22 protein-coding genes and 2 tRNA genes are annotated in these 21542 nt (G+C 39.6%); 13 read left to right on the forward strand and 11 right to left on the reverse strand.

Annotated elements, in window-relative coordinates; all coding sequences use genetic code 11:
* The first annotated feature begins 82 nt into the window (after positions 1-82).
* The 7 genes from mutY (at position 83) to tkt (ending at position 6015) form a co-directional block, all read left to right on the forward strand.
* Positions 83-1195 carry an A/G-specific adenine glycosylase gene (mutY, locus tag E0709_RS00615; protein ID WP_132300268.1) on the forward strand — a complete coding sequence of 371 codons (1113 nt, stop codon included), beginning with the start codon at positions 83-85 and terminating at the stop codon, positions 1193-1195.
* A gap of 2 nt (positions 1196-1197) precedes the next feature.
* The gene (locus E0709_RS00620) at positions 1198-1470 is read left to right on the forward strand and encodes an oxidative damage protection protein (RefSeq protein ID WP_132299527.1); all 273 of its coding nucleotides are present in this window, start codon (positions 1198-1200) and stop codon (positions 1468-1470) included.
* A 7-nt stretch (positions 1471-1477) separates the two neighbouring features.
* Entirely contained in the window at positions 1478-2560 is a 1083-nt protein-coding gene (gene mltC, locus E0709_RS00625) for a membrane-bound lytic murein transglycosylase MltC (protein ID WP_132299529.1), read from the forward strand.
* Between the two features lie 157 nt (positions 2561-2717).
* Positions 2718-2793 (forward strand) — tRNA-Phe (locus tag E0709_RS00630).
* Between the two features lie 5 nt (positions 2794-2798).
* A tRNA-Asn gene (locus E0709_RS00635) sits at positions 2799-2874 on the forward strand.
* 73 nt (positions 2875-2947) lie between these two features.
* The gene (locus tag E0709_RS00640; protein WP_132299531.1) at positions 2948-3793 is read left to right on the forward strand and encodes a 23S rRNA (adenine(2030)-N(6))-methyltransferase RlmJ; all 846 of its coding nucleotides are present in this window, start codon (positions 2948-2950) and stop codon (positions 3791-3793) included.
* A gap of 221 nt (positions 3794-4014) precedes the next feature.
* Positions 4015-6015: a transketolase gene (tkt, locus tag E0709_RS00645; protein ID WP_132299533.1), complete on the forward strand. Its 2001-nt coding sequence runs from the start codon at positions 4015-4017 to the stop codon at positions 6013-6015.
* 82 nt (positions 6016-6097) lie between these two features.
* Here the strand turns inward: tkt and E0709_RS00650 are convergent, their stop codons facing one another.
* The 8 genes from E0709_RS00650 to E0709_RS00685 all read right to left on the reverse strand — a co-directional run bounded on the left by E0709_RS00650 (position 6098) and on the right by E0709_RS00685 (position 13880).
* On the reverse strand, positions 6098-6856 hold the full coding sequence (locus E0709_RS00650) for a DeoR/GlpR family DNA-binding transcription regulator (RefSeq protein WP_132299535.1): 759 nt from the start codon (positions 6854-6856) through the stop codon (positions 6098-6100).
* 8 nt (positions 6857-6864) lie between these two features.
* The gene (gene mutS, locus E0709_RS00655; RefSeq protein WP_132299537.1) at positions 6865-9432 is read right to left on the reverse strand and encodes a DNA mismatch repair protein MutS; all 2568 of its coding nucleotides are present in this window, start codon (positions 9430-9432) and stop codon (positions 6865-6867) included.
* A gap of 162 nt (positions 9433-9594) precedes the next feature.
* Complete coding sequence (cysE, locus tag E0709_RS00660; protein WP_132299539.1) at positions 9595-10392, reverse strand: serine O-acetyltransferase; 798 nt, start codon at positions 10390-10392, stop codon at positions 9595-9597.
* A 10-nt stretch (positions 10393-10402) separates the two neighbouring features.
* A complete protein-coding gene (gene gpsA / locus E0709_RS00665) occupies positions 10403-11407 on the reverse strand; it encodes an NAD(P)H-dependent glycerol-3-phosphate dehydrogenase (RefSeq protein ID WP_132299541.1) in 1005 nt (334 codons plus the stop codon).
* A gap of 125 nt (positions 11408-11532) precedes the next feature.
* A complete protein-coding gene (gene secB, locus E0709_RS00670; RefSeq protein ID WP_132299543.1) occupies positions 11533-12042 on the reverse strand; it encodes a protein-export chaperone SecB in 510 nt (169 codons plus the stop codon).
* Positions 12043-12051: 9 nt separating this feature from the next.
* Positions 12052-12489, reverse strand: coding sequence for a rhodanese-like domain-containing protein (locus E0709_RS00675; protein WP_132299545.1), 438 nt, complete (start codon positions 12487-12489; stop codon positions 12052-12054).
* A gap of 78 nt (positions 12490-12567) precedes the next feature.
* Positions 12568-13002: a D-aminoacyl-tRNA deacylase gene (gene dtd, locus E0709_RS00680; RefSeq protein ID WP_132299547.1), complete on the reverse strand. Its 435-nt coding sequence runs from the start codon at positions 13000-13002 to the stop codon at positions 12568-12570.
* On the reverse strand, positions 12999-13880 hold the full coding sequence (locus E0709_RS00685; protein WP_132299549.1) for a virulence factor BrkB family protein: 882 nt from the start codon (positions 13878-13880) through the stop codon (positions 12999-13001). The genes dtd and E0709_RS00685 overlap by 4 nt, the downstream gene beginning before the upstream one ends.
* A gap of 60 nt (positions 13881-13940) precedes the next feature.
* On the opposite strand from E0709_RS00685, the gene trmL reads away from it, so the two are divergent.
* Entirely contained in the window at positions 13941-14417 is a 477-nt protein-coding gene (gene trmL, locus E0709_RS00690; protein ID WP_132299551.1) for a tRNA (uridine(34)/cytosine(34)/5-carboxymethylaminomethyluridine(34)-2'-O)-methyltransferase TrmL, read from the forward strand.
* Positions 14418-14709: 292 nt separating this feature from the next.
* On the opposite strand, the gene E0709_RS00695 is transcribed toward trmL, so the two are convergent.
* From E0709_RS00695 to E0709_RS00705, 3 genes are all read right to left on the reverse strand, one after another.
* The gene (locus tag E0709_RS00695; protein WP_132299553.1) at positions 14710-15750 is read right to left on the reverse strand and encodes a Gfo/Idh/MocA family oxidoreductase; all 1041 of its coding nucleotides are present in this window, start codon (positions 15748-15750) and stop codon (positions 14710-14712) included.
* A 128-nt stretch (positions 15751-15878) separates the two neighbouring features.
* Positions 15879-16418 (reverse strand): NADPH-dependent FMN reductase, encoded by a 540-nt coding sequence (locus E0709_RS00700; protein ID WP_132299555.1) that lies wholly within the window; start codon positions 16416-16418, stop codon positions 15879-15881.
* A gap of 45 nt (positions 16419-16463) precedes the next feature.
* Positions 16464-17153, reverse strand: a complete 690-nt coding sequence (locus E0709_RS00705; RefSeq protein WP_132299557.1) for a pirin family protein — start codon at positions 17151-17153, stop codon at positions 16464-16466.
* 216 nt (positions 17154-17369) lie between these two features.
* Here E0709_RS00705 and gltS point away from each other — a divergent pair, with 216 nt between their 5' ends.
* The 5 genes from gltS to E0709_RS00730 all read left to right on the forward strand — a co-directional run bounded on the left by gltS (position 17370) and on the right by E0709_RS00730 (position 21508).
* Complete coding sequence (gltS, locus tag E0709_RS00710) at positions 17370-18578, forward strand: sodium/glutamate symporter (RefSeq protein WP_132300270.1); 1209 nt, start codon at positions 17370-17372, stop codon at positions 18576-18578.
* 89 nt (positions 18579-18667) lie between these two features.
* Positions 18668-19057: a RidA family protein gene (locus E0709_RS00715; RefSeq protein ID WP_132299559.1), complete on the forward strand. Its 390-nt coding sequence runs from the start codon at positions 18668-18670 to the stop codon at positions 19055-19057.
* A gap of 12 nt (positions 19058-19069) precedes the next feature.
* Positions 19070-19744 (forward strand): phosphoglycolate phosphatase, encoded by a 675-nt coding sequence (locus tag E0709_RS00720; protein ID WP_132299561.1) that lies wholly within the window; start codon positions 19070-19072, stop codon positions 19742-19744.
* A 38-nt stretch (positions 19745-19782) separates the two neighbouring features.
* A complete protein-coding gene (trpS, locus tag E0709_RS00725) occupies positions 19783-20799 on the forward strand; it encodes a tryptophan--tRNA ligase (RefSeq protein WP_132299563.1) in 1017 nt (338 codons plus the stop codon).
* A gap of 73 nt (positions 20800-20872) precedes the next feature.
* Positions 20873-21508: a hypothetical protein gene (locus E0709_RS00730; RefSeq protein ID WP_132299565.1), complete on the forward strand. Its 636-nt coding sequence runs from the start codon at positions 20873-20875 to the stop codon at positions 21506-21508.
* Positions 21509-21542 lie beyond the last annotated feature (34 nt).

Below are 21542 nucleotides of genomic sequence, written 5' to 3' on the forward strand. Positions count from 1 at the left end.
AGAAATGTAAATAATAATTTCACATTTCTATTACATTATCGCTATGCTAAAATTTTCTTTTTTCACCGCACTTTTACACTATATGACTGCACAATCTTGCTCAATCGCCCCTTTTGCTCAGGCTGTACTTCACTGGTACGACCAATTTGGGCGTAAGCATTTACCGTGGCAACAAAATAAAACGCTGTATGGTGTGTGGTTGTCGGAAGTGATGTTGCAACAAACCCAAGTGGCTACGGTGATCCCTTATTTTGAGCGATTTATCAAAACTTTTCCCAATATTACCGCACTTGCCAATGCTCCCCTTGATGAAGTGTTGCATTTGTGGACTGGTTTAGGTTATTACGCTCGAGCTAGAAACTTGCACAAGGCAGCACAGCAAATTCGTGATGAATATCAAGGGCAATTTCCTACGCAATTTGAGCAAGTGCTGGCATTGTCGGGTATCGGGCGAAGCACGGCAGGCGCCATTTTATCTTCGGTATTAAATCAACCTTATGCCATTTTAGATGGCAATGTAAAACGTGTTTTATCGCGTTATTTTCTGGTGGATGGTTGGACTGGCGATAAGAAAGTAGAAAATAAACTCTGGGCATTAAGTGAACAAGTCACCCCACAAGATCAAGTGGCGGATTTTAATCAGGCGATGATGGATATTGGGGCAATGGTTTGTACGCGTTCAAAACCGAAGTGTGATTTGTGTCCAATTAGTCAAAAGTGCGGTGCAAATTTAACAAATTGTTGGATGGATTATCCACATAAAAAACCGAAAAAGACCTTGCCAGCACGCACAAGTTATTTTTTAATTTTGAGCTGTCAAGGCAAAATTGCATTAGAACAACGTAAGCATTCTGGCTTGTGGGGAGGGCTGTATTGTTTTCCACAATTTCCTAGCAAAACAGAATTGTTGCAATATTTAGCTGCACAAGGTATTCGCCAATATCAAGAATGGACGGCATTTAGACATACTTTTAGTCATTTTCATTTAGATATTTATCCAATTTATGCGGAACTTCATGGCAAAAAATGTGACGAAGATCGCACAGACTGGAAAAAAATAGCAGAAAAGCCGGCGAAATATCAATTTACGGTATCAACCACAGATAAATATTGGTATGATCCTGATAATCCAGATCAAATTGGACTCGCTACGCCGGTCAAAAATTTATTAATTGAATTTCATAAGAGAAAATAACCATGGCAAGAACAGTATTTTGTGCATATTTAAAACAACAAGCAGAAGGATTAGATTTTCAGCTTTATCCCGGTGAACTCGGTAAACGTATTTTCGATAATATTAGTAAACAGGCTTGGGGCGAATGGATGAAAAAGCAAACCATGCTAGTTAATGAAAAAAAATTAAATATGATGAATGCTGAGCATCGTCAATTATTAGAACAAGAAATGGTGAATTTTTTGTTTGAAGGTAAAGAGGTACATATTGAAGGTTATGTGCCACAATCAAAATAAAATAAATATGAAAAAGATTTTCTTTAAAAAATTAGCCGTGTTGGCAATCATTTCTCTTTTGTATGCCTGTTCATCGAATCAAGAACGTAGTTATGATGAGACGTTTGCGAAAGATACGCATGGTTTAGATTTACTTACGGGGCAGTTTTCACGAAATATTGACCAAATTTGGGGGGTTAATGAATTATTAGTGGCGAGTCGTAAGGACTATGTAAAATATACTGATAGTTATTACACTCGTAGTCATATTAGCTTTGAAGAAGGGCAAATTAATATTGAAACACTTGCGGATTTAAATCGTTTACATAATGCCATTGTGCATACGTTGTTGATGGGATCTGATGCCAAAGGGATTGATTTATTTGCTTCAGGTGATGTACCTATTAGCTCTCGTCCGTTCTTAGTTGGTCAGGTCGTCAATAACTTTGGTCAACCGATTAGAGATCTCAATACAGCAAATAATTTTGCTAGCTATTTAATTCAAAACAGATTAAAAAAACGTAAACTCAGCAATGGGCGTGCTGTGCAGTTTGTGAGCATTCAAATGATTGCAAATCACGTTAATGTACGTGCTAGAGCCTATTTGCCGTTTGTACGCAAAGCATCTCGTCAATATGGCATTGATGAAAGTTTAATTTTAGGGATTATGCAAACGGAATCTAGCTTTAACCCTTATGCGATTAGTTATGCAAATGCCTTAGGTTTAATGCAAGTAGTACCACATAGTGCAGGGCGTGATGTGTTTAAAATGAAAGGGTTGTCAGGACAGCCAAGTAAAAATTATTTATTTGATCCGGCTAAAAATGTGGATGCTGGCGTGTCTTATTTATGGTTGTTGAGAAATGAATATTTGGCAGGGATTGAGAATCCAACATCCATGCGTTATGCCATGATTTCCGCCTATAACAGTGGTGCGGGTGCAGTGTTGCGTGTATTTAATCCTGATAAAGATCAAGCGATTTATCAAATTAACCGTATGCAACCGGAACAAGTGTATCGTATTTTAACCACGGCTCATCCATCATCACAGGCACGTAATTACTTGTTGAAAGTGGATAAAGCACAACAGAGTTATCGCAGAGTGAGATAAGACAACTCCCGTATTTTACAAGTGCGGGACTATTTTTAACACTTTTTGCATATTAAACAAGCAAACAAACACATTTTAGATTTTTTTGTAAAATAACTATTGACCGAAAGACGTAAATACGGTTTAATACGCCCCGTGTTGGCGCAGTGAGCGTTACGCCTCGATAGCTCAGTCGGTAGAGCAGGGGATTGAAAATCCCCGTGTCGGTGGTTCGATTCCGCCTCGAGGCACCATCTTTTCCTCCTTAGTTCAGTCGGTAGAACGGTGGACTGTTAATCCATATGTCGCAGGTTCGAGTCCCGCAGGAGGAGCCATATTTAGAAGCCCTGATGAGTGATCATCGGGGTTTTTGTTTATTTAGCGAATATTAAAAATCAAAGGTATCCCATGTTAAGCTATCGCCATAGTTTCCACGCAGGCAATCATGCCGATGTACTCAAGCATATTGTGCAAATGCTGATTATTGAAAATCTGCAACAAAAAGACAAAGGTTTTTATTATTTAGATACCCATGCTGGTGTGGGGAAATACCGTTTATTGAGTGAAGAATCAGAAAAAACCGCTGAATATCTTGCTGGTATTGCTAGATTGTGGCAACAAAAAGATTTACCAGAAGAAATACAACGCTATGTGAATTTAATCAAAAAGCTCAATTATGGTGGTAAAGAATTGCGTTACTATGCGGGTTCACCTTTTATTGCAAGTCTTATGTTACGTGAGCAGGATCGGGCGTTATTCATTGAATTGCATCCCGCAGATTATCCCTTATTGCGTAATACATTCAAAGACTATCAAAATATTAGCACCAAACGAGATGATGGTTTTCAACAGCTTAAGGCTACGTTGCCGCCCAAAGAACGTCGTGGTTTAGTATTAATCGATCCCCCTTATGAGCTGAAAGAAGATTATGATCTGGTGGTGCGAGCCATTGTGGAGGGTTATAAGCGTTTTGCCACCGGCATTTATGCCATTTGGTATCCCGTGGTGTTACGCCAACAAACCAAACGTATCATCAAATGTTTAGAAGCCACAGGCATTCGCAAAATTTTGCAAATTGAACTCGCCGTGCGTCCTGACAGCGATCAACGTGGCATGACCGCCAGCGGTATGATTGTGATTAATCCGCCGTGGCAATTAGAAAGTCAAATGAAACAGATTTTACCTTATTTAGTCAAGACCTTAGTGCCTGAAAATACGGGCAGCTGGAAAGTCAGTTGGATTACACCTGAATAACTTATTTGTTCCTATTGGTTAAAGTGCGGTGGAAAATTCGGAAATTTTTTACCGCACTTTTTACGCCAAATTCCCCTTGGTACACCATAAAAATGTGATCTTGATCACATTTTAAATGCTATCTATAAAATCAATCGTATTAATTTACCTTTTACCCTGAAAAATCAGGTAAAATAAAGAGCAATTCATATTCATTCAATCTCATTAAGCAGGAGTAAACAATGGCAACGCAAAAACAACTTGCAAATGCAATCCGTTTTTTAAGTATGGACGCTGTACAAAAGGCAAAATCAGGCCACCCCGGTGCCCCAATGGGAATGGCAGACATTGCCGAAGTCTTATGGCGTGGTTTCTTAAAACACAATCCAACTAATCCAAAATGGGCAGATCGTGACCGTTTCGTGTTATCTAATGGACATGGTTCGATGTTAATTTACAGCCTATTACATCTCACAGGCTATGATCTCCCAATTGAAGAATTGAAAAATTTCCGTCAATTGCATTCTAAAACCCCCGGTCACCCTGAATATGGCTATGCACCGGGTGTGGAAACTACCACTGGTCCATTAGGTCAAGGGATCACCAACGCCGTGGGTATGGCTATTGCAGAAAAAACCCTTGCAGGTCAATTTAACCGTGCAGGTCACGATATTGTAGATCACTTTACTTATGTGTTCTTAGGTGATGGCTGTTTAATGGAAGGCGTAAGCCACGAAGCCTGTTCATTGGCAGGAACGTTAGGCTTAGGTAAATTAATTGCATTCTATGACGACAACAATATTTCCATTGATGGTCATGTTGACGGTTGGTTCACTGATGATACACAAAAACGCTTTGAAGCCTACGGTTGGCAAGTAATTCCAGCGATTGACGGTCACAACCCACAACAAATCGCCGAAGCGGTGAAACAAGCTCAAGCAGAAACTAATAAACCAACCTTGATTATCTGTAAAACCGTTATCGGTTACGGTTCACCAAACAAATCCGCTTCTCACGACTGCCACGGTGCACCACTAGGTGATGAAGAAATTGCCTTAACCCGTAAAGCCTTGGAATGGGATTATGCTCCATTTGAAATTCCTGCGGATATTTATGCGGAATGGGATGCCAAAGCTCAAGGTCAAGCAGCGGAGCAAGCGTGGAACGACAAATTTGCCGCTTATGAAAAAGCTCACCCAGAACTTGCAGCAGAATTTAAACGCCGTGCAGCGGGCGAATTGCCAGCCAACTGGGCGCAAGAAAGTCAAGCCTTTGTGGAAAAATTACAAGCCAACCCAGCGTCAATTGCGAGCCGTAAAGCCTCACAAAACGCCATTGAAGCCTATGCACATTTATTGCCAGAGTTCTTGGGCGGTTCAGCCGACCTTGCCAGCTCCAATTTAACCCTATGGTCAGGTTCAAAACCAATCCGTGCCGACAAAAACGTAGACGGCAACTATGTGAACTACGGCGTGCGTGAGTTCGGTATGTCAGCGATTATGAACGGTATCGCCCTACACGGCGGCTTCATTCCTTACGGTGCAACCTTCTTAATGTTCTTTGAATACGCCCACAACGCCGTGCGTATGGCATCGCTGATGAAACAACGTGCCTTATTCGTTTACACCCATGACTCTATCGGTTTAGGCGAAGACGGCCCAACCCACCAACCTGTGGAACAAACTGCCGCATTACGCTTAATTCCAAACTTGGAAACATGGCGACCAGCGGATCAAGTGGAATCTGCAGTGGCATGGAAAGCGGCAGTAGAACGTCAAGACGGCCCAAGTGCGTTAATCTTCACTCGTCAAAACTTGGCACAACAACCACGCACCGCAGAGCAATTAGCCAATGTGGCTCGTGGTGGTTACATTTTGGTCGATTGCGGTTGCAACAACCCAGATGTGATCTTAATTGCCACCGGTTCTGAAGTGGAATTAGCGGTTAAAGCCGCTGAAGTGTTGAAAGGCGAAGGCAAAAAAGTGCGTGTGGTGTCTATGCCAAGCACCAATGTATTCGACAAACAAGACGAAGCCTACCGTGAAAGCGTGTTACCAAAACACATCACCAAACGTGTTGCCATTGAAGCCCAAATCGGCGATTTCTGGTACAAATACGTTGGCTTTGACGGTCGTATCGTGGCAATGCAAAGTTTCGGCGAATCCGCCCCAGCAGATCAATTATTCAAATTGTTCGGCTTCACGGTGGAAAACGTGGTAGCAAAAGCCAAAGAAATTTTGTAATAGTCTAACTGTTGACATAATGGACAAAAAGGTTGCTATAAACTACTATATAGTTTTAGCAACTTTTTTATCTAACTTAAGCTTAAGTAAGTTGCAGATTCACATTATTAAAACCGCCCAATTCTTCCACCATCTTATCTTCTAACCCCGAATCTGTAATAATATCTGACAGCTCATTTAGTGAGCTGGCCTGGAATAAGGAAAATTTGCCATATTTACTGCTATCTGCCACCAATACTTTGCGTGTGGCGTTTTGCAGCAACAATCTTTTTAAACAGGCTTTTTCTTCCGTAGGGGCGGTGATACCTTGTGCAGCACTCCAAGAATTGCAACTCACGAAAGCAAAATCAGGATAAATATTTTGTAATAATCGTGTGGTTTGATTGCCAATACAAGATTGGCTGCTGGCATCGATTTTTCCTCCGGTCATAATCACCTCCATCTGTTTATATTCTGAAAGTAACAGGGCAATATGTAAATCAGTGGTGATAACTCGCAGTGGAATATGGCTGATTTTTCTTGCAATACAAAGGGTTGTGGTACCAGCATCTAATACAATCGCATCACCTGCTTTAAGCAGGGAAACCGCATAATCGGCAATACGTTCTTTTTCCGCAATTTGTTTTAACTTTTTCTCATCGGTAGTGGGTTGAAACGGTACAAATTGATTTAATGCCACGCCACCGTGCGTACGAATAATAGATCCTTCCTGATCTAATTTAATCAAATCGCGGCGAATGGTAGCAGGTGATGAATCCGTCACTTTAACCAACTGCTCAACTGTTGCCATATTATGGCTTTTGAGATAAAGCAAAATCATTTCTTGTCGTTCTTGAAACATAACCTTTCCTAATTCAATATCTTCTTTAACTGATATAAATAACTCAACGCCTGTTTTGGACTTAACTCATCTGGATCGAGTTTTTCTAACATCTCTAACACTTCGTTTTTACTTTCATCTTCATTTAATAAGGGTAACTCTGCCTGCAGAGATAAAATGTCAGATTTTTTTACCGCACTTTTGCTTGATAATTTCTCAAGCTGCGTTAATTTTTGTTTTGCCAGCTTAATCACATTTTGTGGCACACCCGCTAAGGCTGCCACGGCTAAACCATAACTTTTACTGGCAGCACCGTCTTGTACGCTGTGCATAAAAGCAATGCTGTTATTATGTTCTAGGGCATCTAAATGCACATTCATTGTGCCAGTGATCTGTTCTGGCATGGCAGTGAGTTCAAAATAATGGGTAGCAAATAGGGTAAGACTTCTGATTTTTTTAGCTAACCATTCGGCACAAGCCCACGCCAGTGATAAACCGTCATAGGTAGATGTGCCACGTCCTATTTCATCAATCAAGACTAAACTTTGTGCGGTGGCTTGATGGAGGATATTTGCCATTTCGGTCATTTCTACCATAAAAGTGGATCGCCCTGAAGCCAAGTCATCACTGGCCCCAATACGGGTAAAAATACGATCAATAGGACCAATCACCGCGCGTTCTGCGGGGACAAAACTGCCGATATATGCCATTAAGGTAATCAAGGCGGTTTGTCGCATATAGGTACTTTTACCGCCCATATTTGGTCCCGTGATAATCAATAAATGACGTTGCTGATTGAGTTCCACGGGGTTGGCAATAAAAGGGTCTTTCAATACTTGTTCCACCACAGGGTGGCGACCATTTTCAATTTTTACCCCAATTTCATTGCTAAATTCAGGTTGTACGTAATTTAGCGTTTCTGCCCGTTCGCTCAAATTAACCAATACATCTAACTCGGCAAGGGTAAGACTGGCTAATTGTAGATCACCTAAGTGCGGTAGAATTTGCTCAAAAATTTCATCATAAAGCTGCTTTTCTAACGCCAAACTTGCCCCTTTGGCTTTGAGAACTTTATCTTCGTAGGTTTTTAATTCAGGAATAATATAACGTTCGGCATTTTTTAAGGTTTGACGGCGAACATAGTGAATCGGTGCTTTGTGGGCTTGTCCTTGGCTAATTTGAATGTAGTAACCATGTACTGCATTAAATCCGACTTTCAAGGTATCAATCCCTGTGGTTTCTCGTTCACGGCGTTCTAGCTCTTCTAAATATTGGGTTGCCCCTTGGGCTAGGCTTCGCCATTCGTCTAATTCGGCATGATAGCCTTCGGCGATCACGCCACCATCACGGATTAACAGGGGTGGATTATCAATAATCGCCCGTTCCAGCAAATCTAAAATGGGTGGAAATTCGCTAATTAATAAGGAAAGTGCGGTGAATTTTGGTGAAATTTTGAGAATTTGATTAATTTCGGGTAATTGTGCCAACGCCAAACGTAAACGAGAAAAATCTCTTGGGCGAGCGGTGCGTAACGCCACTCGAGCTAGAATCCGTTCCATATCACCCACTTGTTGCAACAAGGGTTGTAATTGAGCAATTAAGTCAAATTGCAAGATTTCCGCAATATAGTTGTGGCGTAAACGTAACTTTTCCACTTGACGAATGGGTTGATGCAACCAACGTTTTAATAAACGGCTCCCCATAGGGGTAACACATTTATCCAACACCGCAGACAAGGTATTTTCGCTCCCACCCGTTAAATTTTGGGTCAGTTCAAGATTGCGTCTGGTGGCGGCATCTAATTGAATATTCTCATTATTCTGGATTAAACTGATACTTTGAATATGAGGTAATGCACTACGTTGAGTATCCCTGACATATTGAATTAAACAACCTGCGGCACACAAACCGAGAATCGCTTTTTCTACTCCAAAAGCAGTGAGATTTTGTGTACCGAATTGACGATTAAGTAACTGTACAGCAGTACCTAATTCAAATTCCCAAATAGGACGACGGCGTAAGCCCTTGCTGTTGGCAAGCATATCCATTTCGGCAAAATCTTCGCAATACAATAATTCGGCAGGTGCTAAACGTTGTAATTCGGCTTTTAAGGTTTCTTTATTTTCAGGTTCGCTAATTTGAAAACGCCCTGAACTCATATCAATGCTGGCTAAGCCAAATTTTGCTTTTTCTTGATAAACCGCCACAATCAGATTATCTAAGCGTTCAGGTAACAGATTTTCATCACTCACCGTACCGGGTGTGACGATGCGTACAATTTTCCGCTCAACAGGACCTTTACTGGTGGCAGGATCGCCAATTTGTTCACAAATCGCCACACTCTCGCCCAATTGTACTAATTTTGCTAAATAGCCCTCGACCGCATGATATGGCACGCCCGCCATAGGTATCGGTTCCCCCGCAGATGCGCCTCGTTTAGTCAGTGAAATATCTAACAGGCTTGACGCTTTTTTAGCATCATCATAAAACAACTCATAAAAATCGCCCATGCGATAAAACAACAGAATATCTGGATTTTCCGCTTTGAGCGTTAAATATTGTTTCATCATGGGGGTATGACTTTCAAAATTCTGCATAAAAAACTCATTGAGATTAGAAACATTTAATAAGATTATAGCAAAAAGTGCGGTGTTTTTTGTGGGGTTTTAAGATATTTCTAGAAATTGTGATGATTTTTTAAAGATCATGTGTTTCTACTTGGTATCAATTAAGCAGAAACACATTTCAGCAAAAGCCCATCAAATATTCAGCATTGCTGCATCATCAATAAAATATTGGTTCATATCAAAGGCTGGTTTGGCATCTTTATCTTTACCGATAATGCGAGCTGGTACACCAGCAGCAGTGGCATATTCCGGCACAGGCTGTAATACCACGGAGTTAGCACCAATTTTAGCGTATTTACCCACTTCAATATTGCCGAGTATTTTTGCCCCCGCACCAATCATCACACCTTCACGGATTTTTGGGTGGCGGTCGCCTGATTCTTTCCCTGTACCGCCTAAGGTAACACCTTGTAAAATAGATACGTCATTTTCAATCACTGCCGTTTCACCTACCACAATGCCAGTGGCATGGTCAAACATAATACCGCAGCCAATACGAGCTGCCGGGTGAATATCCACATCAAAGGCGACAGAAATTTGATTTTGTAAATAAATGGCTAAAGAACGACGATTATTTTGCCATAAATAATGGGTAATACGATAGCTTTGAATGGCGTGGAACCCTTTAAGATAGAGTAACGGCGTAGATAAAAGTGCTACTGCGGGGTCACGTTGTCGTACCGCATAAATATCGCAGGCAGCACTTTCAATAATACTCGGCTGAGCTTGATAAGCGTCTTCAATAATTTCTCGTAACGTGATCGCTGGCATGGTAGAGGTAGCAAGTTTATTGGCTAAAATATAGCTTAATACACTACCTAAATTTTTATGCTTCAAAATTGTAGAATGAAAAAAACTGGCTAACATGGGTTCATGCTCGACTAATTCTTTCGCTTCATCACGAATTTTATGCCATACATCATTTAACATAAATTACTCCTTATTCTTCCTTTTTCTCGCGACTTAATAATGCTATAGCAGCTTCTTGAGCAGTTTTATGCTGAAACAGTACTTGATACATTTGTTCTGTAATCGGCATTTCAATGTGTTGTCGTTGGGCTAATAACATGGTTTCTTTGGTATTATAATAACCTTCCACCACTTGACCGATTTCATGCATTGCTTGTTCAGCAGAAATACCTTGTCCTAACATCAAACCAAAACGTCGATTGCGAGATTGGTTGTCAGTACAGGTTAACACTAAATCACCTAAGCCAGACATCCCCATAAACGTATTGGGGTTCGCACCTAATGATACGCCTAAACGGCTGATTTCCGCAATACCACGGGTAATCAAGGCGGTACGGGCGTTTGCTCCAAATCCCATACCGTCTGAAATACCAGCGGCAATCGCAATCACATTTTTAATCGCACCGCCCAGTTGTACACCAATCATATCTTGATTTAAATAAACCCGAAAATGTTTACTGCAATGAATTCGATTTTGCAGTTCAAGCGCAAATTGTGGGTCATTGGATGCTAACGCAATGGCGGTGGGTAAGCCGGCGGCTAATTCTTTGGCGAAAGTTGGACCGGATAGCATGGCTAGAGGATAATGATCGCCCAATTTTTCTTCCATCACGGTTTGCAATAAACGCCCAGTATCACGCTCTAGGCCTTTAGTCGCCCATGCAATCCGACTATCATTGCGTAAGTGGGGTTTTATTTGATCGATGACGTCCGCAAATACATGGCTTGGCACCACTATTAATAAATCTCGTGAGATTTGCAGCGCGGTTTTAAGATTGGCTTCAATATGCAATGCCGTTGGAAAAGCAATATCCGGCAAAAAACGTACATTTTGGCGTGCTTCGGCTAACTGGCGACAATGTTCAGGGTTATGCCCCCAAAGATAAGTAGGGAAATTGTTACGGGACAAGGCAATGGCTAAAGATGTGCCATAAGACCCCGCTCCCAATACGCTAATCGGTGTTTGAATGGTCATCGCAAAATCCTTAAAAAAGCATTTCGCATTGTAAGGGCAGACCAATATGTCCGCCTGAAAATCCCGCTCCGTTTTGGGCGGGCGGACGCATCGGTCCGCACCCTACGAAAGACTTTTAAATTTAATTAATGAGCAGTAGGTTGTTCCGCTTGTTCTTCTTGCTGTTCAATACGACGTAAATGTTCCATAAATAAGGCATCAAAATTTACCGGAGCAAGATTTAACGCCGGGAAGGTCCCGCGATTAACTAAGCTAGAGATCAATTCACGCGCATAAGGGAACAGCATATTCGGACATTGTGAGGTTAAACAATGCGCCATTTGCATATTTTCTAACCCGCTGATGGTAAATACGCCAGCTTGCTTCACTTCACAAATAAATGCCACTTCTTTGCTGCCTTCCATGGTTGTTTCGGCAGAAATATTTAACACCACTTCGTATAAATCATCACCTAATTGTTTAGCTTCAGTGCTTAAGTCAAAGCTTAAATTTGGTTTCCATTCTTGATGAAAAATATGTGGCAAATTAGGCGCTTCAAATGACACATCTTTAATATAAATACGTTGAATTTGAAACACCACTTCTGGTTGAGTTTGTGCTTGTTCTGAAACGGGGTTTTGTGTTTCTTCGGTCATATAAAATCCTTATTTTACTAATGGTAAGTTGGCGGCGTTCCAGCCAGCAATGCCTTCTTGTAAGGCATAAACTTCGCTGAATCCTTGTTTAGACAAGATCTCCGCAGAAGTATTGGCTGTGGCACCGGTGGCACAGACTAAGATAATTGGCATCTCTTTATGTTGTTCTATTTTGCCTAAATTATGTTTTTTAATATCGCTTGGCAAAAATTGTTTGCTGTTAATAATGTGACCACGTTTAAATTCATCAATACTACGCAAATCAATCACGACCGCATCTTTATTATTGATTAGCGCAACGGCTTGGGAATTATTGACTAATTTCACTTTGCTTAAGGCAGATTTGACAAAGACATAAATGGTAGCTACGAAAATAGCGACCCAAGCGACCACTAACAAGGTATGGTTTTTGGCAAATTGTACTGCCAACGGCATAAATTCTTCCATATTGTTCTCAAATTGAAGTAAATAAAAATAGGCGTTAAGTATAACCGACTTTCTGCATGTTGCAAAAACTAATTTTTATTACACATTTAGCCAGAAGGTCACTGGTCCATCATTAGTTAAGCTAACTTGCATATCGGCGGCAAATTGTCCGCTAGAAACTTGAATTTTTTCACCGCACTTTTGCACAAAATATTGATACAATTGATTTGCTAGATCTGGAGATGCACCTTTTGAGAAACTCGGACGTAAGCCTTTTTGCGTATCAGCCGCAAGGGTAAATTGCGACACCACTAACAGCGCTCCTCCCACCTGTTGTACATTTAAATTCATTTTACCCTCTGGATCAGTAAATACCCGATAATTCAGTACTTTTTCCACTAATTTATCTGCTTTGGCAGGCGTGTCTTGTTTTTCCACCCCGAGCAATACCAATAATCCTTTGCCGATTTCCCCGATAATCTGGTTGTCCACCGCTACGTTGGCTTGGCTCACTCGTTGAATTAATCCAATCATTGTTGTTTTTCCTTAAATTTTTCCATGATTTGTGACAAATTTAATTCACCCGCGTTAATTAATCGCATATCATCTAACACAGCCGTTAATTGTGCACCGAGTAAAATAAAGACCCAGCTTAACCAAATCCACAGCAACGTAATAGGTAAGGTCGCCATCGCACCATAAATTAATTGGTAAGATGGAAAGGTGGTGATATACCAAGCAAAACCTTGTTTACCTAACGTAAAGAAGATCGCTGCCACCAACGCACCCGCAGCAGCATGCTGCCAATAAACTTTTTGATTTGGTACTAATAAATAAATCAGGGTAAAACTCAACCAAGTTAATAAAAACGGCACTATCCCTAATAATTTTAAACCAAAGGGTAAATTAATGCTTTCATTGAATAGCCGAAATGACGCAATATAGCTAGAAATAGCAATGCTCGCACCGATAAAAATCGGTCCTAGGGTTAAAATCGTCCAATAAATCGCAAACGAAAAGAGTAAGCTACGATTTTTAGCACGCCAAATATCATTTAGCGTTTCATCAATAGACTTGATTAGCATTAATGCCACCACTATTAAACTCACAATCCCTACTGCACTCATCTGTTTAGAATTATTAACAAATTCATCAATATATTGCCCCACCACATCACTGGCTGATGGCGCAAAATTAGTAAAAATAAATTCCTTTAATGAATCCGTCATTTCATTAAACATCGGAAAAGCGGAAAAAATTGCAAACACCACCATGACTAACGGCACAATAGCTAGAGTAGTGTTATATGTTAATGAACCAGCGGCTTGAGTGAGCTTGTTTTGCTGAAAACGTTGCCAAAAAACATTCAGAAATAACCAAGATTGTGTTAACAAGGGAACATTTTTTTTCATAAGATTTTTTCCTTAAACTGCGGTACAATTTGCCATTATTTTTCTTAAGCACAAATTATTATGTTAGACATTGTTTTATATGAGCCTGAAATTCCACAAAATACCGGTAATATCATTCGTTTATGTGCCAACACAGGCTTTCGCTTACATTTAATTGAACCGCTGGGTTTTACTTGGGACGATAAAAGACTACGTCGTTCAGGGTTAGATTACCACGAATTTGCCGAAATCAAAAAACATAAAACCTTTGAATGGTTTTTACAATCCGAACAACCAAAACGATTATTTGCGATGACGACCAAAGGTGGTCCAGCCCACAGTGAAGTGAGGTTTGAATACGGGGATTATTTGATGTTTGGACCAGAAACAAGGGGAATTCCGATGTCCATCTTAGACAATATGCCGATGCAACAAAAAATTCGTATTCCTATGACGGAAAATAGCCGGAGTATGAATTTATCTAATTCAGTGGCAGTAGCTGTTTATGAAGCGTGGCGACAATTAGGTTATCAAGGTGCGGTGAATTTAAGCCGTTAATTAGGGTCTAAATACCCGAAAAAATGCGATAAGAAATTTAATATTCTTATCGCACTTTTCATTACTTTTCAATCCAATCAGAGAAATGATAAGTTCTCTGGTTCCTAAACATACCCTACATTAAGGTGTCCCCACACCTGTAAGATATGGGTTAAATTATATGGTAAATACGTTACCTGTAAATCACAAATTTGTAAAGGAAGTGTAAAGGGTATTGATTTTAAATGAAATTTCTAAATTTACTATTTTAACACTTGAGCAAATAAATATTTTTATTTGCTCAAATCATCATTTATATTGAAACTTTTTGACCATGTTTTGCGCTTGCAAAGGCTTTTTCAATGATGTTTAACACTAAAATAACCTGTTCTATATCCACTAACTGCGGTGCATTTTCTATAATATTTGCATACAGATTATCAAATAACGCTCGATAACTGGTTGCTACATTTGGGTAAGCATAACGTACAACTTGGTTATCTTGTTCAGTATGTAAAATACCCCACCATTCTTCACTCTCAGCATTCCAATTCCCCACGGGAACAATACCGTTGATTAACAGATTTTCTTGCTGATCGGCTTTCGCCTTAAGGTAAGAACCTAGTTTACCATGCAAGGCGAATTGTGCGTTAGTTTCTCGAACATATTTACTGGCAATCAGCGACACTTTTAAACCGTTAGCATAATATAAATGCACATCAAAATTATCATCCACCACCGAATCTTCATGCTGCGAACGAATATCCGCAAATACCGCTTGTGGTTTGCCAAATAAATACACCGCCTGATCAATTAAATGTACACCTAAATCATACATCAAGCCTGTGCCTTGTTCGCCCGTTTCTTTCCATTGTTTCGGGTTTTTACTTTTAGCATAACGTTCCATACGGATTTCACAATCCACTGGTTCACCGACTAAACCTTTTTGTAAAATTTCTTTTGCAGTCGCAATATGACTATCCCAACGGCGGTTTTGATACACATATAGGGTAACATGATGCTGTTGAGCTAACTCATTTAATTCCATTGCTTGTTGTGAAGTGGCAACTAACGGCTTTTCCACCAATACATTTTTTTTCGCTAAAATGGCTTGTTTCACCATAGCATAATGAGTTTGATTTGGCGTAGTAATCACCACCAGATCGATTTCGTCAGTTAATAATTCCGCGTAATCTCGCACAATTTTCACATCGGGCAACCATGCTTTTGCGCGTTCAGTAGAACGTTCATACACTTTACAAATACGAAAGCGATCATCGGTTTTGAAAAAAGGAACATGAAATAATCGAGCGGAATAACCGCTACCAGCAATGGCGATATTGAGGGTTTTCATTGGGTTTTCCTAGTAAAAGACCCCATATTTACATATGGGGTTAAGTATATTATGCCACGCTGTGGCTAGAAAAGATGCAGAGCATCGTTACTATTCATAGCCCTGTCCGTTAGTGCAGGGAATACAAATTATTGCACAAAATCCGCAAAATCCTTGATAAAGTTTTGTAGTTTTTGTTTTACCTCTTCAGAAACAATTTCACCTTGCTCGTTAAATACACCACTGAAAATACCTGCTACATTAACCACTTCTGGTAATACTTTCATATTAATATAATGTGCATTAGCAATCGCTTTTAATTGACCGGATACGCCCGCACCATCTGTCGCCGTAACAGCGACAAGACCTGCTGGTTTACCAATCCATAAACTTTGTCCTGAAGCGCGTGAACCAATATCAATGGCATTTTTTAACATCGCAGACAGACCACCATTATGTTCTGGACTAATCAACAATACGCCATCAGCGTCTTTAATTTGTTGACGAAAACGCGCATATTGTGCTGGGCTGTTATCATCAAAATCACGATCGTATAATGGCAGATCTGCAATTTCAATCAGGTTAAGTTGGATACTCGCTGGTGCAATAGATTGTAAATATTTTGCCACGATTTGGTTAAATGAAGTTTTGCTATTACTTCCTACTAATACTGCAATTTGTTTTGTCATAATAATTTTCCTTATAATAAATATTGTTGTATTCTAGTCCCAAGTTTAAATCAAATCAAACAGTAAAAATTCAACATCACTGCTCGTTTCAATCGCTAATCTTGGTTCTGCTTTAATACCTAAGGCATCACTGCTATTCAATTTCACGCCGTTTACGGATAATTCCCCTTTAACCACTTGCAACCAGTAACTGCGGTGCAAATTCAAAGAAATTTTTTCCGTACTTGGTGCACTAAATTGATAACGCCATAATTTCATATCCTGATAAATCTTAAACGAACCGTCGCTGGCATCAGGCGATAAAATCAAAGTACCACCTTGTTTATCGGTGAACTGTCCTTGATCATATCTTGGGTTAATGTTCTTCTGATTTGGAATGATCCAAATTTGATATAAATGTAAGGTTTCTTTTTCATCTGGATTCACTTCCGAATGAAAAATCCCAGTACCAGCAGACATTATCTGAAATTCACCTGCTTTGACCTCGGTCTGATTACCCATACTATCTTGGTGAGCCACACGTCCATTAAGCACATAGGTTAAGATTTCCATATTGTCATGGGGATGTTTGCCAAAACCACGCAAGGGGGCTATAAAATCTTCATTAATCACTCGTAAATGGGAAAAATGCATATGTTTTGGGTCATAATAATTCGCAAATGAAAAGGTATGATAACTTTTTAACCAGTCAGCGGAACCATGACCACGTTCCTGAGCATATCTTATTTGTAACATTATTCTGTCCTCCTAGTAAATCTATGGTTATAAGTTTAACTGTTATTTATTATGAGATAAACATCCAACTTATTGAAACATTATTAACCTAAAGTAAAATATCAACTTCGCGGTAATTACATTTTTACTAGAAAAAATAGGTATTTTTTGATAGGTTATAGGCTTTACCAAAATGTTATTTGGTTATTTTTAACTATCATATAATAGGGGAAAATGATGATCTTTGATTCATACGAAACGCTGACGCTAGCGGGTTTTGTATTATTACTGGGTTATTTTCTGGTAAAACGTATTCGTATCTTAAATAACTTTAATATTCCTGAACCCGTTGTCGGTGGCTTTATCGTCGCTGTCGTGTTAACTATTGCTTATCAAGTCTGGGGCATTCAATTTACCTTTGATAAAGAACTACAAACCACGATGATGCTGGTTTTCTTTAGCTCGATTGGGTTAAGTGCCAACTTTTCTCGTCTAGTCAAAGGAGGAAAACCCCTGATCATCTTTTTGATTGTGGCAGCGGGGCTTATCTTCTTACAAAATTCTGTCGGGATTTTAAGTGCGTTAGCTTTAGACATTGATCCAGCCTACGGTTTAATTGCCAGTTCAGTGAGTTTAACTGGCGGGCACGGTACCGGAGCTGCTTGGGCGGATACGTTAACCCAACAATTTGGTATTCAGGGGGCGACTGAATTAGCTATGGCTTGTGCAACGTTTGGCTTGGTTTCTGGTGGAATTATCGGTGGTCCAGTAGCCAGTTTCTTATTAAAACGTTCGAAAAAAGAAACGGTGCTTGAAGATGAAAATTTTGATGATGTACAAGAAGCTTTTGAGAAACCGGTTTATCGTCGCAAAATCAATACACGTTCTATTATTGAAACGGTGACCATGATATCCATTTGTTTGTTAGTCGGAAAATTCTTAGATGTTCAAGCAAAAGGCACAGCGTTGCAATTACCCACTTTCGTTTGGTGTTTATTTACCGGCGTAGTGATGCGTAACTCAATTGCGCATATCTGCAAATTTAAAGCCGCGGATGAAGCGATTGATGTGTTAGGCACCGTGGGATTATCAATTTTCTTAGCGATAGCCTTAATGTCATTAAAATTATGGGAACTGGCTGGTTTAGCCTTACCAGTATTTGCGATTCTAATCCTACAAGTCGTGGTGATGATTACTTATTCGATTTTTATCACCTATCGCGCTATGGGGAAAGATTATGATGCGATTGTATTAAGTGCCGGACATTGTGGTTTCGGGTTGGGAGCGACACCAACCGCCGTGGCAAATATGCAATCGGTAACATCCCATTTTGGTCCATCCCATAAAGCGTTCTTAATTGTACCTATGGTAGGTGCATTTTTTATCGACTTAATTAATGCCAGTTCGTTAAAAATATTCCTCGTTATTGTACATGCCTTACATTAATCCAGCATACCGTACTAAAGTGCGGTATTTTTTTTCGTTTTTTTTGTGTAGAATGAATATATCATTGCATACTATAAAGGAAATTTATTATGACAACAGTTATTCATACAGATAAAGCACCCGCCGCCATTGGACCTTATGTACAAGCTGTGGATTTAGGTAATTTAGTGCTGACTTCAGGACAAATTCCGGTCAATCCAGCCACTGGCGAAATTGCAACGGATATTGTGGCTCAAGCACGTCAATCGTTAGAAAATATCAAAGCGATTGTCGAACAAGCAGGATTAACAGTAAGCGATATTGTAAAAACCACGGTTTTTGTTAAAGATCTTAACCATTTTGCTGCCGTTAATGCAGAATACGAACGTTTCTTCCAAGAAAATAATCACCCGACTTTCCCTGCTCGTTCTTGTGTTGAAGTAGCTCGTTTACCAAAAGATGTTGGCTTAGAAATTGAAGCCATTGCGGTTAGAAAATAAGTGGTAAAGATTATGGCATCACAATTTAAACTTATCGGCTTTGATTTAGACGGTACTCTAGTCAATAGCCTGCCCGATTTAGCACTTTCAGTAAATTCTGCTTTAGCAGAATTTAATTTTCCACCAGCAGAAGAAAGCCTAGTACTTACTTGGATTGGTAATGGTGCAGATGTATTAATTAGCCGAGCTTTGGATTGGGCTATGCAACAAACTGGTAAACCACTAGACGAACAGCAAATCCAGCAATTAAAACTGCGGTTTAATTTTTATTACGGTGAAAATTTGTGTAATGTGAGTCGTTTATATCCGAATGTAAAAACCACTTTAGAACAGTTAAAAGCGCGTGGGTTTGTGTTGGCAGTAGTAACCAATAAACCAACTAAACACGTTCAACCTGTATTAAAAGCCTTTGCCATTGACCATTTATTTAGTGAAACCTTAGGCGGTCAATCTTTACCAGTGATTAAACCGCATCCAGCACCACTTTATTATTTATGTGGTAAATTTGGTTTTTATCCACACCAGATGTTATTTGTAGGGGATTCTCGCAATGACATCCTCGCCGCTCACAATGCTGGCTGTGCAGCAGTAGGCTTAACCTACGGCTATAATTACAACATTCCGATTGCAGAAAGCCACCCTGAATGGGTGTTTGATGACTTTGCGGATATTCTAAAAATCGTTTAAACTGCGGTACAAAAATAGCAAGTTTTAAGGAACAAAAAATGACAAAACCAGTTGTATTAAGTGGCGTTCAGCCATCAGGTGAATTAACTATTGGAAACTATCTCGGTGCATTACGTCAATGGGTCAAAATGCAAGATGACTTTGATTGTCTGTTCTGTATCGTGGATTTGCACGCCATTACCGTTCGTCAAGATCCTGACAAATTACGCAAAGCCACTTTAGACGTGCTCGCACTCTATCTAGCCTGTGGCATCGACCCAGAAAAAAGCACCATCTTTGTGCAATCTCATGTACCTGAACATACGCAATTAGCATGGGTATTAAATTGTTACACCTATTTCGGTGAAATGAGCCGTATGACGCAATTCAAAGATAAATCCAGCAAATACGCTGAAAATGTGAATGTGGGCTTATTTACTTACCCCGTATTAATGGCAGCGGATATTTTATTATATCAAGCCAACCAAGTGCCTGTGGGCGAAGACCAACGTCAACACCTTGAAATCACGCGTGATATTGCACAACGTTTTAATGCTTTATATCCAAATGAAAAAGGGGAATTATTTGTAGTGCCAGAAGCCTTTATTCCAAAAGCAGGGGCAAAAGTGATGGCATTGCAAGATCCTACTAAGAAAATGTCAAAATCCGATGAAAACCGCAATAACGTGATTACCTTGTTGGAAGATCCAAAATCCGTTGAGAAAAAAATCAAACGAGCCATGACTGATAGCGAAGAACCGCCTGTGGTACGTTATGATTTACAAAATAAAGCGGGGGTATCGAACTTATTAGAGATTCTTTCAGTGATTCGTGATGTGCCGATTGCGGATTTAGAAAAAGAATTTGCAGGTAAAATGTATGGTCATTTAAAAGGGGCGGTAGCAGAAAACGTAGTCAGCATGTTAACTGAGTTACAAGCGCGTTTTTATCATTATCGTAATAATGAAACCTTGTTAAATCAAATTGCATCGGAAGGTGCAAAAAAAGCCCGTGAACGTGCAGCCAACACCTTAGCCAGCATTTATCAAGCCATCGGGTTTGTACCTGCGCAATAAACTTTTACCATAAATTGTGGTCTAATTTAAGGTGTGAGCAAGCAATCACACCTTCATTTTTTTAGGAGCAAATATGAAATTTTTTAAATTTATTACCGCACTTTGTGCTTTAACGACTGCTAGCCTTGCTCAAGCAGTGGATTACAATATCAAATACAGTTCCAACTATTTAATGCCGGCTTATGTGCATTTTAGTGAAAATGGGACAAATTATGCCATTAATGCCAGAATTAACGTCCCTCTTTACAACATTCAATTTATTTCTTCCGGTACACATAATAGTCGTAATTTTACCATGTTTAATTACAAAGATACTCGTAACAAAAATACTTATGCTTTAGCTAAGATCAACGGCAAACAAATTGAATATGGTAAAGTGAAAGGTGGATTAAAAAAAGAAAGTGTGAGTATGCCTGTTTATGATTTATTTACCATGGCATTCCAATTAACTTACTATGATAAATTGCCGGTGAATTTTATTATTACTAATGGTAAAAAACTCTATCCAATGAATAATGTGTTTGTGAAAAAATTTGAACAAAATGTCAACAACGCGGGCAAAACTGTTAAAGAGTTGACTTACACCTTTAATGCTGATGGAAAAGATATTACCGTGAAAAAATATGAGGGTGAACAATTTCCACGCTATTTAAAATACGCCCGAGATGGAGATAATTATGAATTAACCTTTAGTGAGTTAATTAAATAAGGATGATTATAAGCTCTCCCCGATTGAAATTAGG

The sequence above is a fragment of the Lonepinella koalarum genome, assembly GCF_004565475.1.
Taxonomy (GTDB): Bacteria; Pseudomonadota; Gammaproteobacteria; order Enterobacterales; family Pasteurellaceae; genus Lonepinella; species Lonepinella koalarum.

Excerpts from the sequence above, each read along its gene's own strand:
- E0709_RS00715 (WP_132299559.1), top strand. The coding sequence starts at position 18,668 with ATGACAACAGTTATTCATACAGATAAAGCACCCGCCGCCATTGGACCT.
- E0709_RS00695 (WP_132299553.1), bottom strand. The coding sequence starts at position 15,750 with ATGAAAACCCTCAATATCGCCATTGCTGGTAGCGGTTATTCCGCTCGA.
- E0709_RS00720 (WP_132299561.1), top strand. The coding sequence starts at position 19,070 with ATGGCATCACAATTTAAACTTATCGGCTTTGATTTAGACGGTACTCTA.
- tkt (WP_132299533.1), top strand. The coding sequence starts at position 4,015 with ATGGCAACGCAAAAACAACTTGCAAATGCAATCCGTTTTTTAAGTATG.
- trpS (WP_132299563.1), top strand. The coding sequence starts at position 19,783 with ATGACAAAACCAGTTGTATTAAGTGGCGTTCAGCCATCAGGTGAATTA.
- E0709_RS00700 (WP_132299555.1), bottom strand. The coding sequence starts at position 16,418 with ATGACAAAACAAATTGCAGTATTAGTAGGAAGTAATAGCAAAACTTCA.
- secB (WP_132299543.1), bottom strand. The coding sequence starts at position 12,042 with ATGACCGAAGAAACACAAAACCCCGTTTCAGAACAAGCACAAACTCAA.
- E0709_RS00650 (WP_132299535.1), bottom strand. The coding sequence starts at position 6,856 with ATGTTTCAAGAACGACAAGAAATGATTTTGCTTTATCTCAAAAGCCAT.
- dtd (WP_132299547.1), bottom strand. The coding sequence starts at position 13,002 with ATGATTGGATTAATTCAACGAGTGAGCCAAGCCAACGTAGCGGTGGAC.
- E0709_RS00685 (WP_132299549.1), bottom strand. The coding sequence starts at position 13,880 with ATGAAAAAAAATGTTCCCTTGTTAACACAATCTTGGTTATTTCTGAAT.
- mutY (WP_132300268.1), top strand. The coding sequence starts at position 83 with ATGACTGCACAATCTTGCTCAATCGCCCCTTTTGCTCAGGCTGTACTT.
- trmL (WP_132299551.1), top strand. The coding sequence starts at position 13,941 with ATGTTAGACATTGTTTTATATGAGCCTGAAATTCCACAAAATACCGGT.
- E0709_RS00730 (WP_132299565.1), top strand. The coding sequence starts at position 20,873 with ATGAAATTTTTTAAATTTATTACCGCACTTTGTGCTTTAACGACTGCT.
- E0709_RS00705 (WP_132299557.1), bottom strand. The coding sequence starts at position 17,153 with ATGTTACAAATAAGATATGCTCAGGAACGTGGTCATGGTTCCGCTGAC.
- gltS (WP_132300270.1), top strand. The coding sequence starts at position 17,370 with ATGATCTTTGATTCATACGAAACGCTGACGCTAGCGGGTTTTGTATTA.
- gpsA (WP_132299541.1), bottom strand. The coding sequence starts at position 11,407 with ATGACCATTCAAACACCGATTAGCGTATTGGGAGCGGGGTCTTATGGC.
- mltC (WP_132299529.1), top strand. The coding sequence starts at position 1,478 with ATGAAAAAGATTTTCTTTAAAAAATTAGCCGTGTTGGCAATCATTTCT.
- E0709_RS00675 (WP_132299545.1), bottom strand. The coding sequence starts at position 12,489 with ATGGAAGAATTTATGCCGTTGGCAGTACAATTTGCCAAAAACCATACC.
- E0709_RS00620 (WP_132299527.1), top strand. The coding sequence starts at position 1,198 with ATGGCAAGAACAGTATTTTGTGCATATTTAAAACAACAAGCAGAAGGA.
- mutS (WP_132299537.1), bottom strand. The coding sequence starts at position 9,432 with ATGCAGAATTTTGAAAGTCATACCCCCATGATGAAACAATATTTAACG.
- E0709_RS00640 (WP_132299531.1), top strand. The coding sequence starts at position 2,948 with ATGTTAAGCTATCGCCATAGTTTCCACGCAGGCAATCATGCCGATGTA.
- cysE (WP_132299539.1), bottom strand. The coding sequence starts at position 10,392 with ATGTTAAATGATGTATGGCATAAAATTCGTGATGAAGCGAAAGAATTA.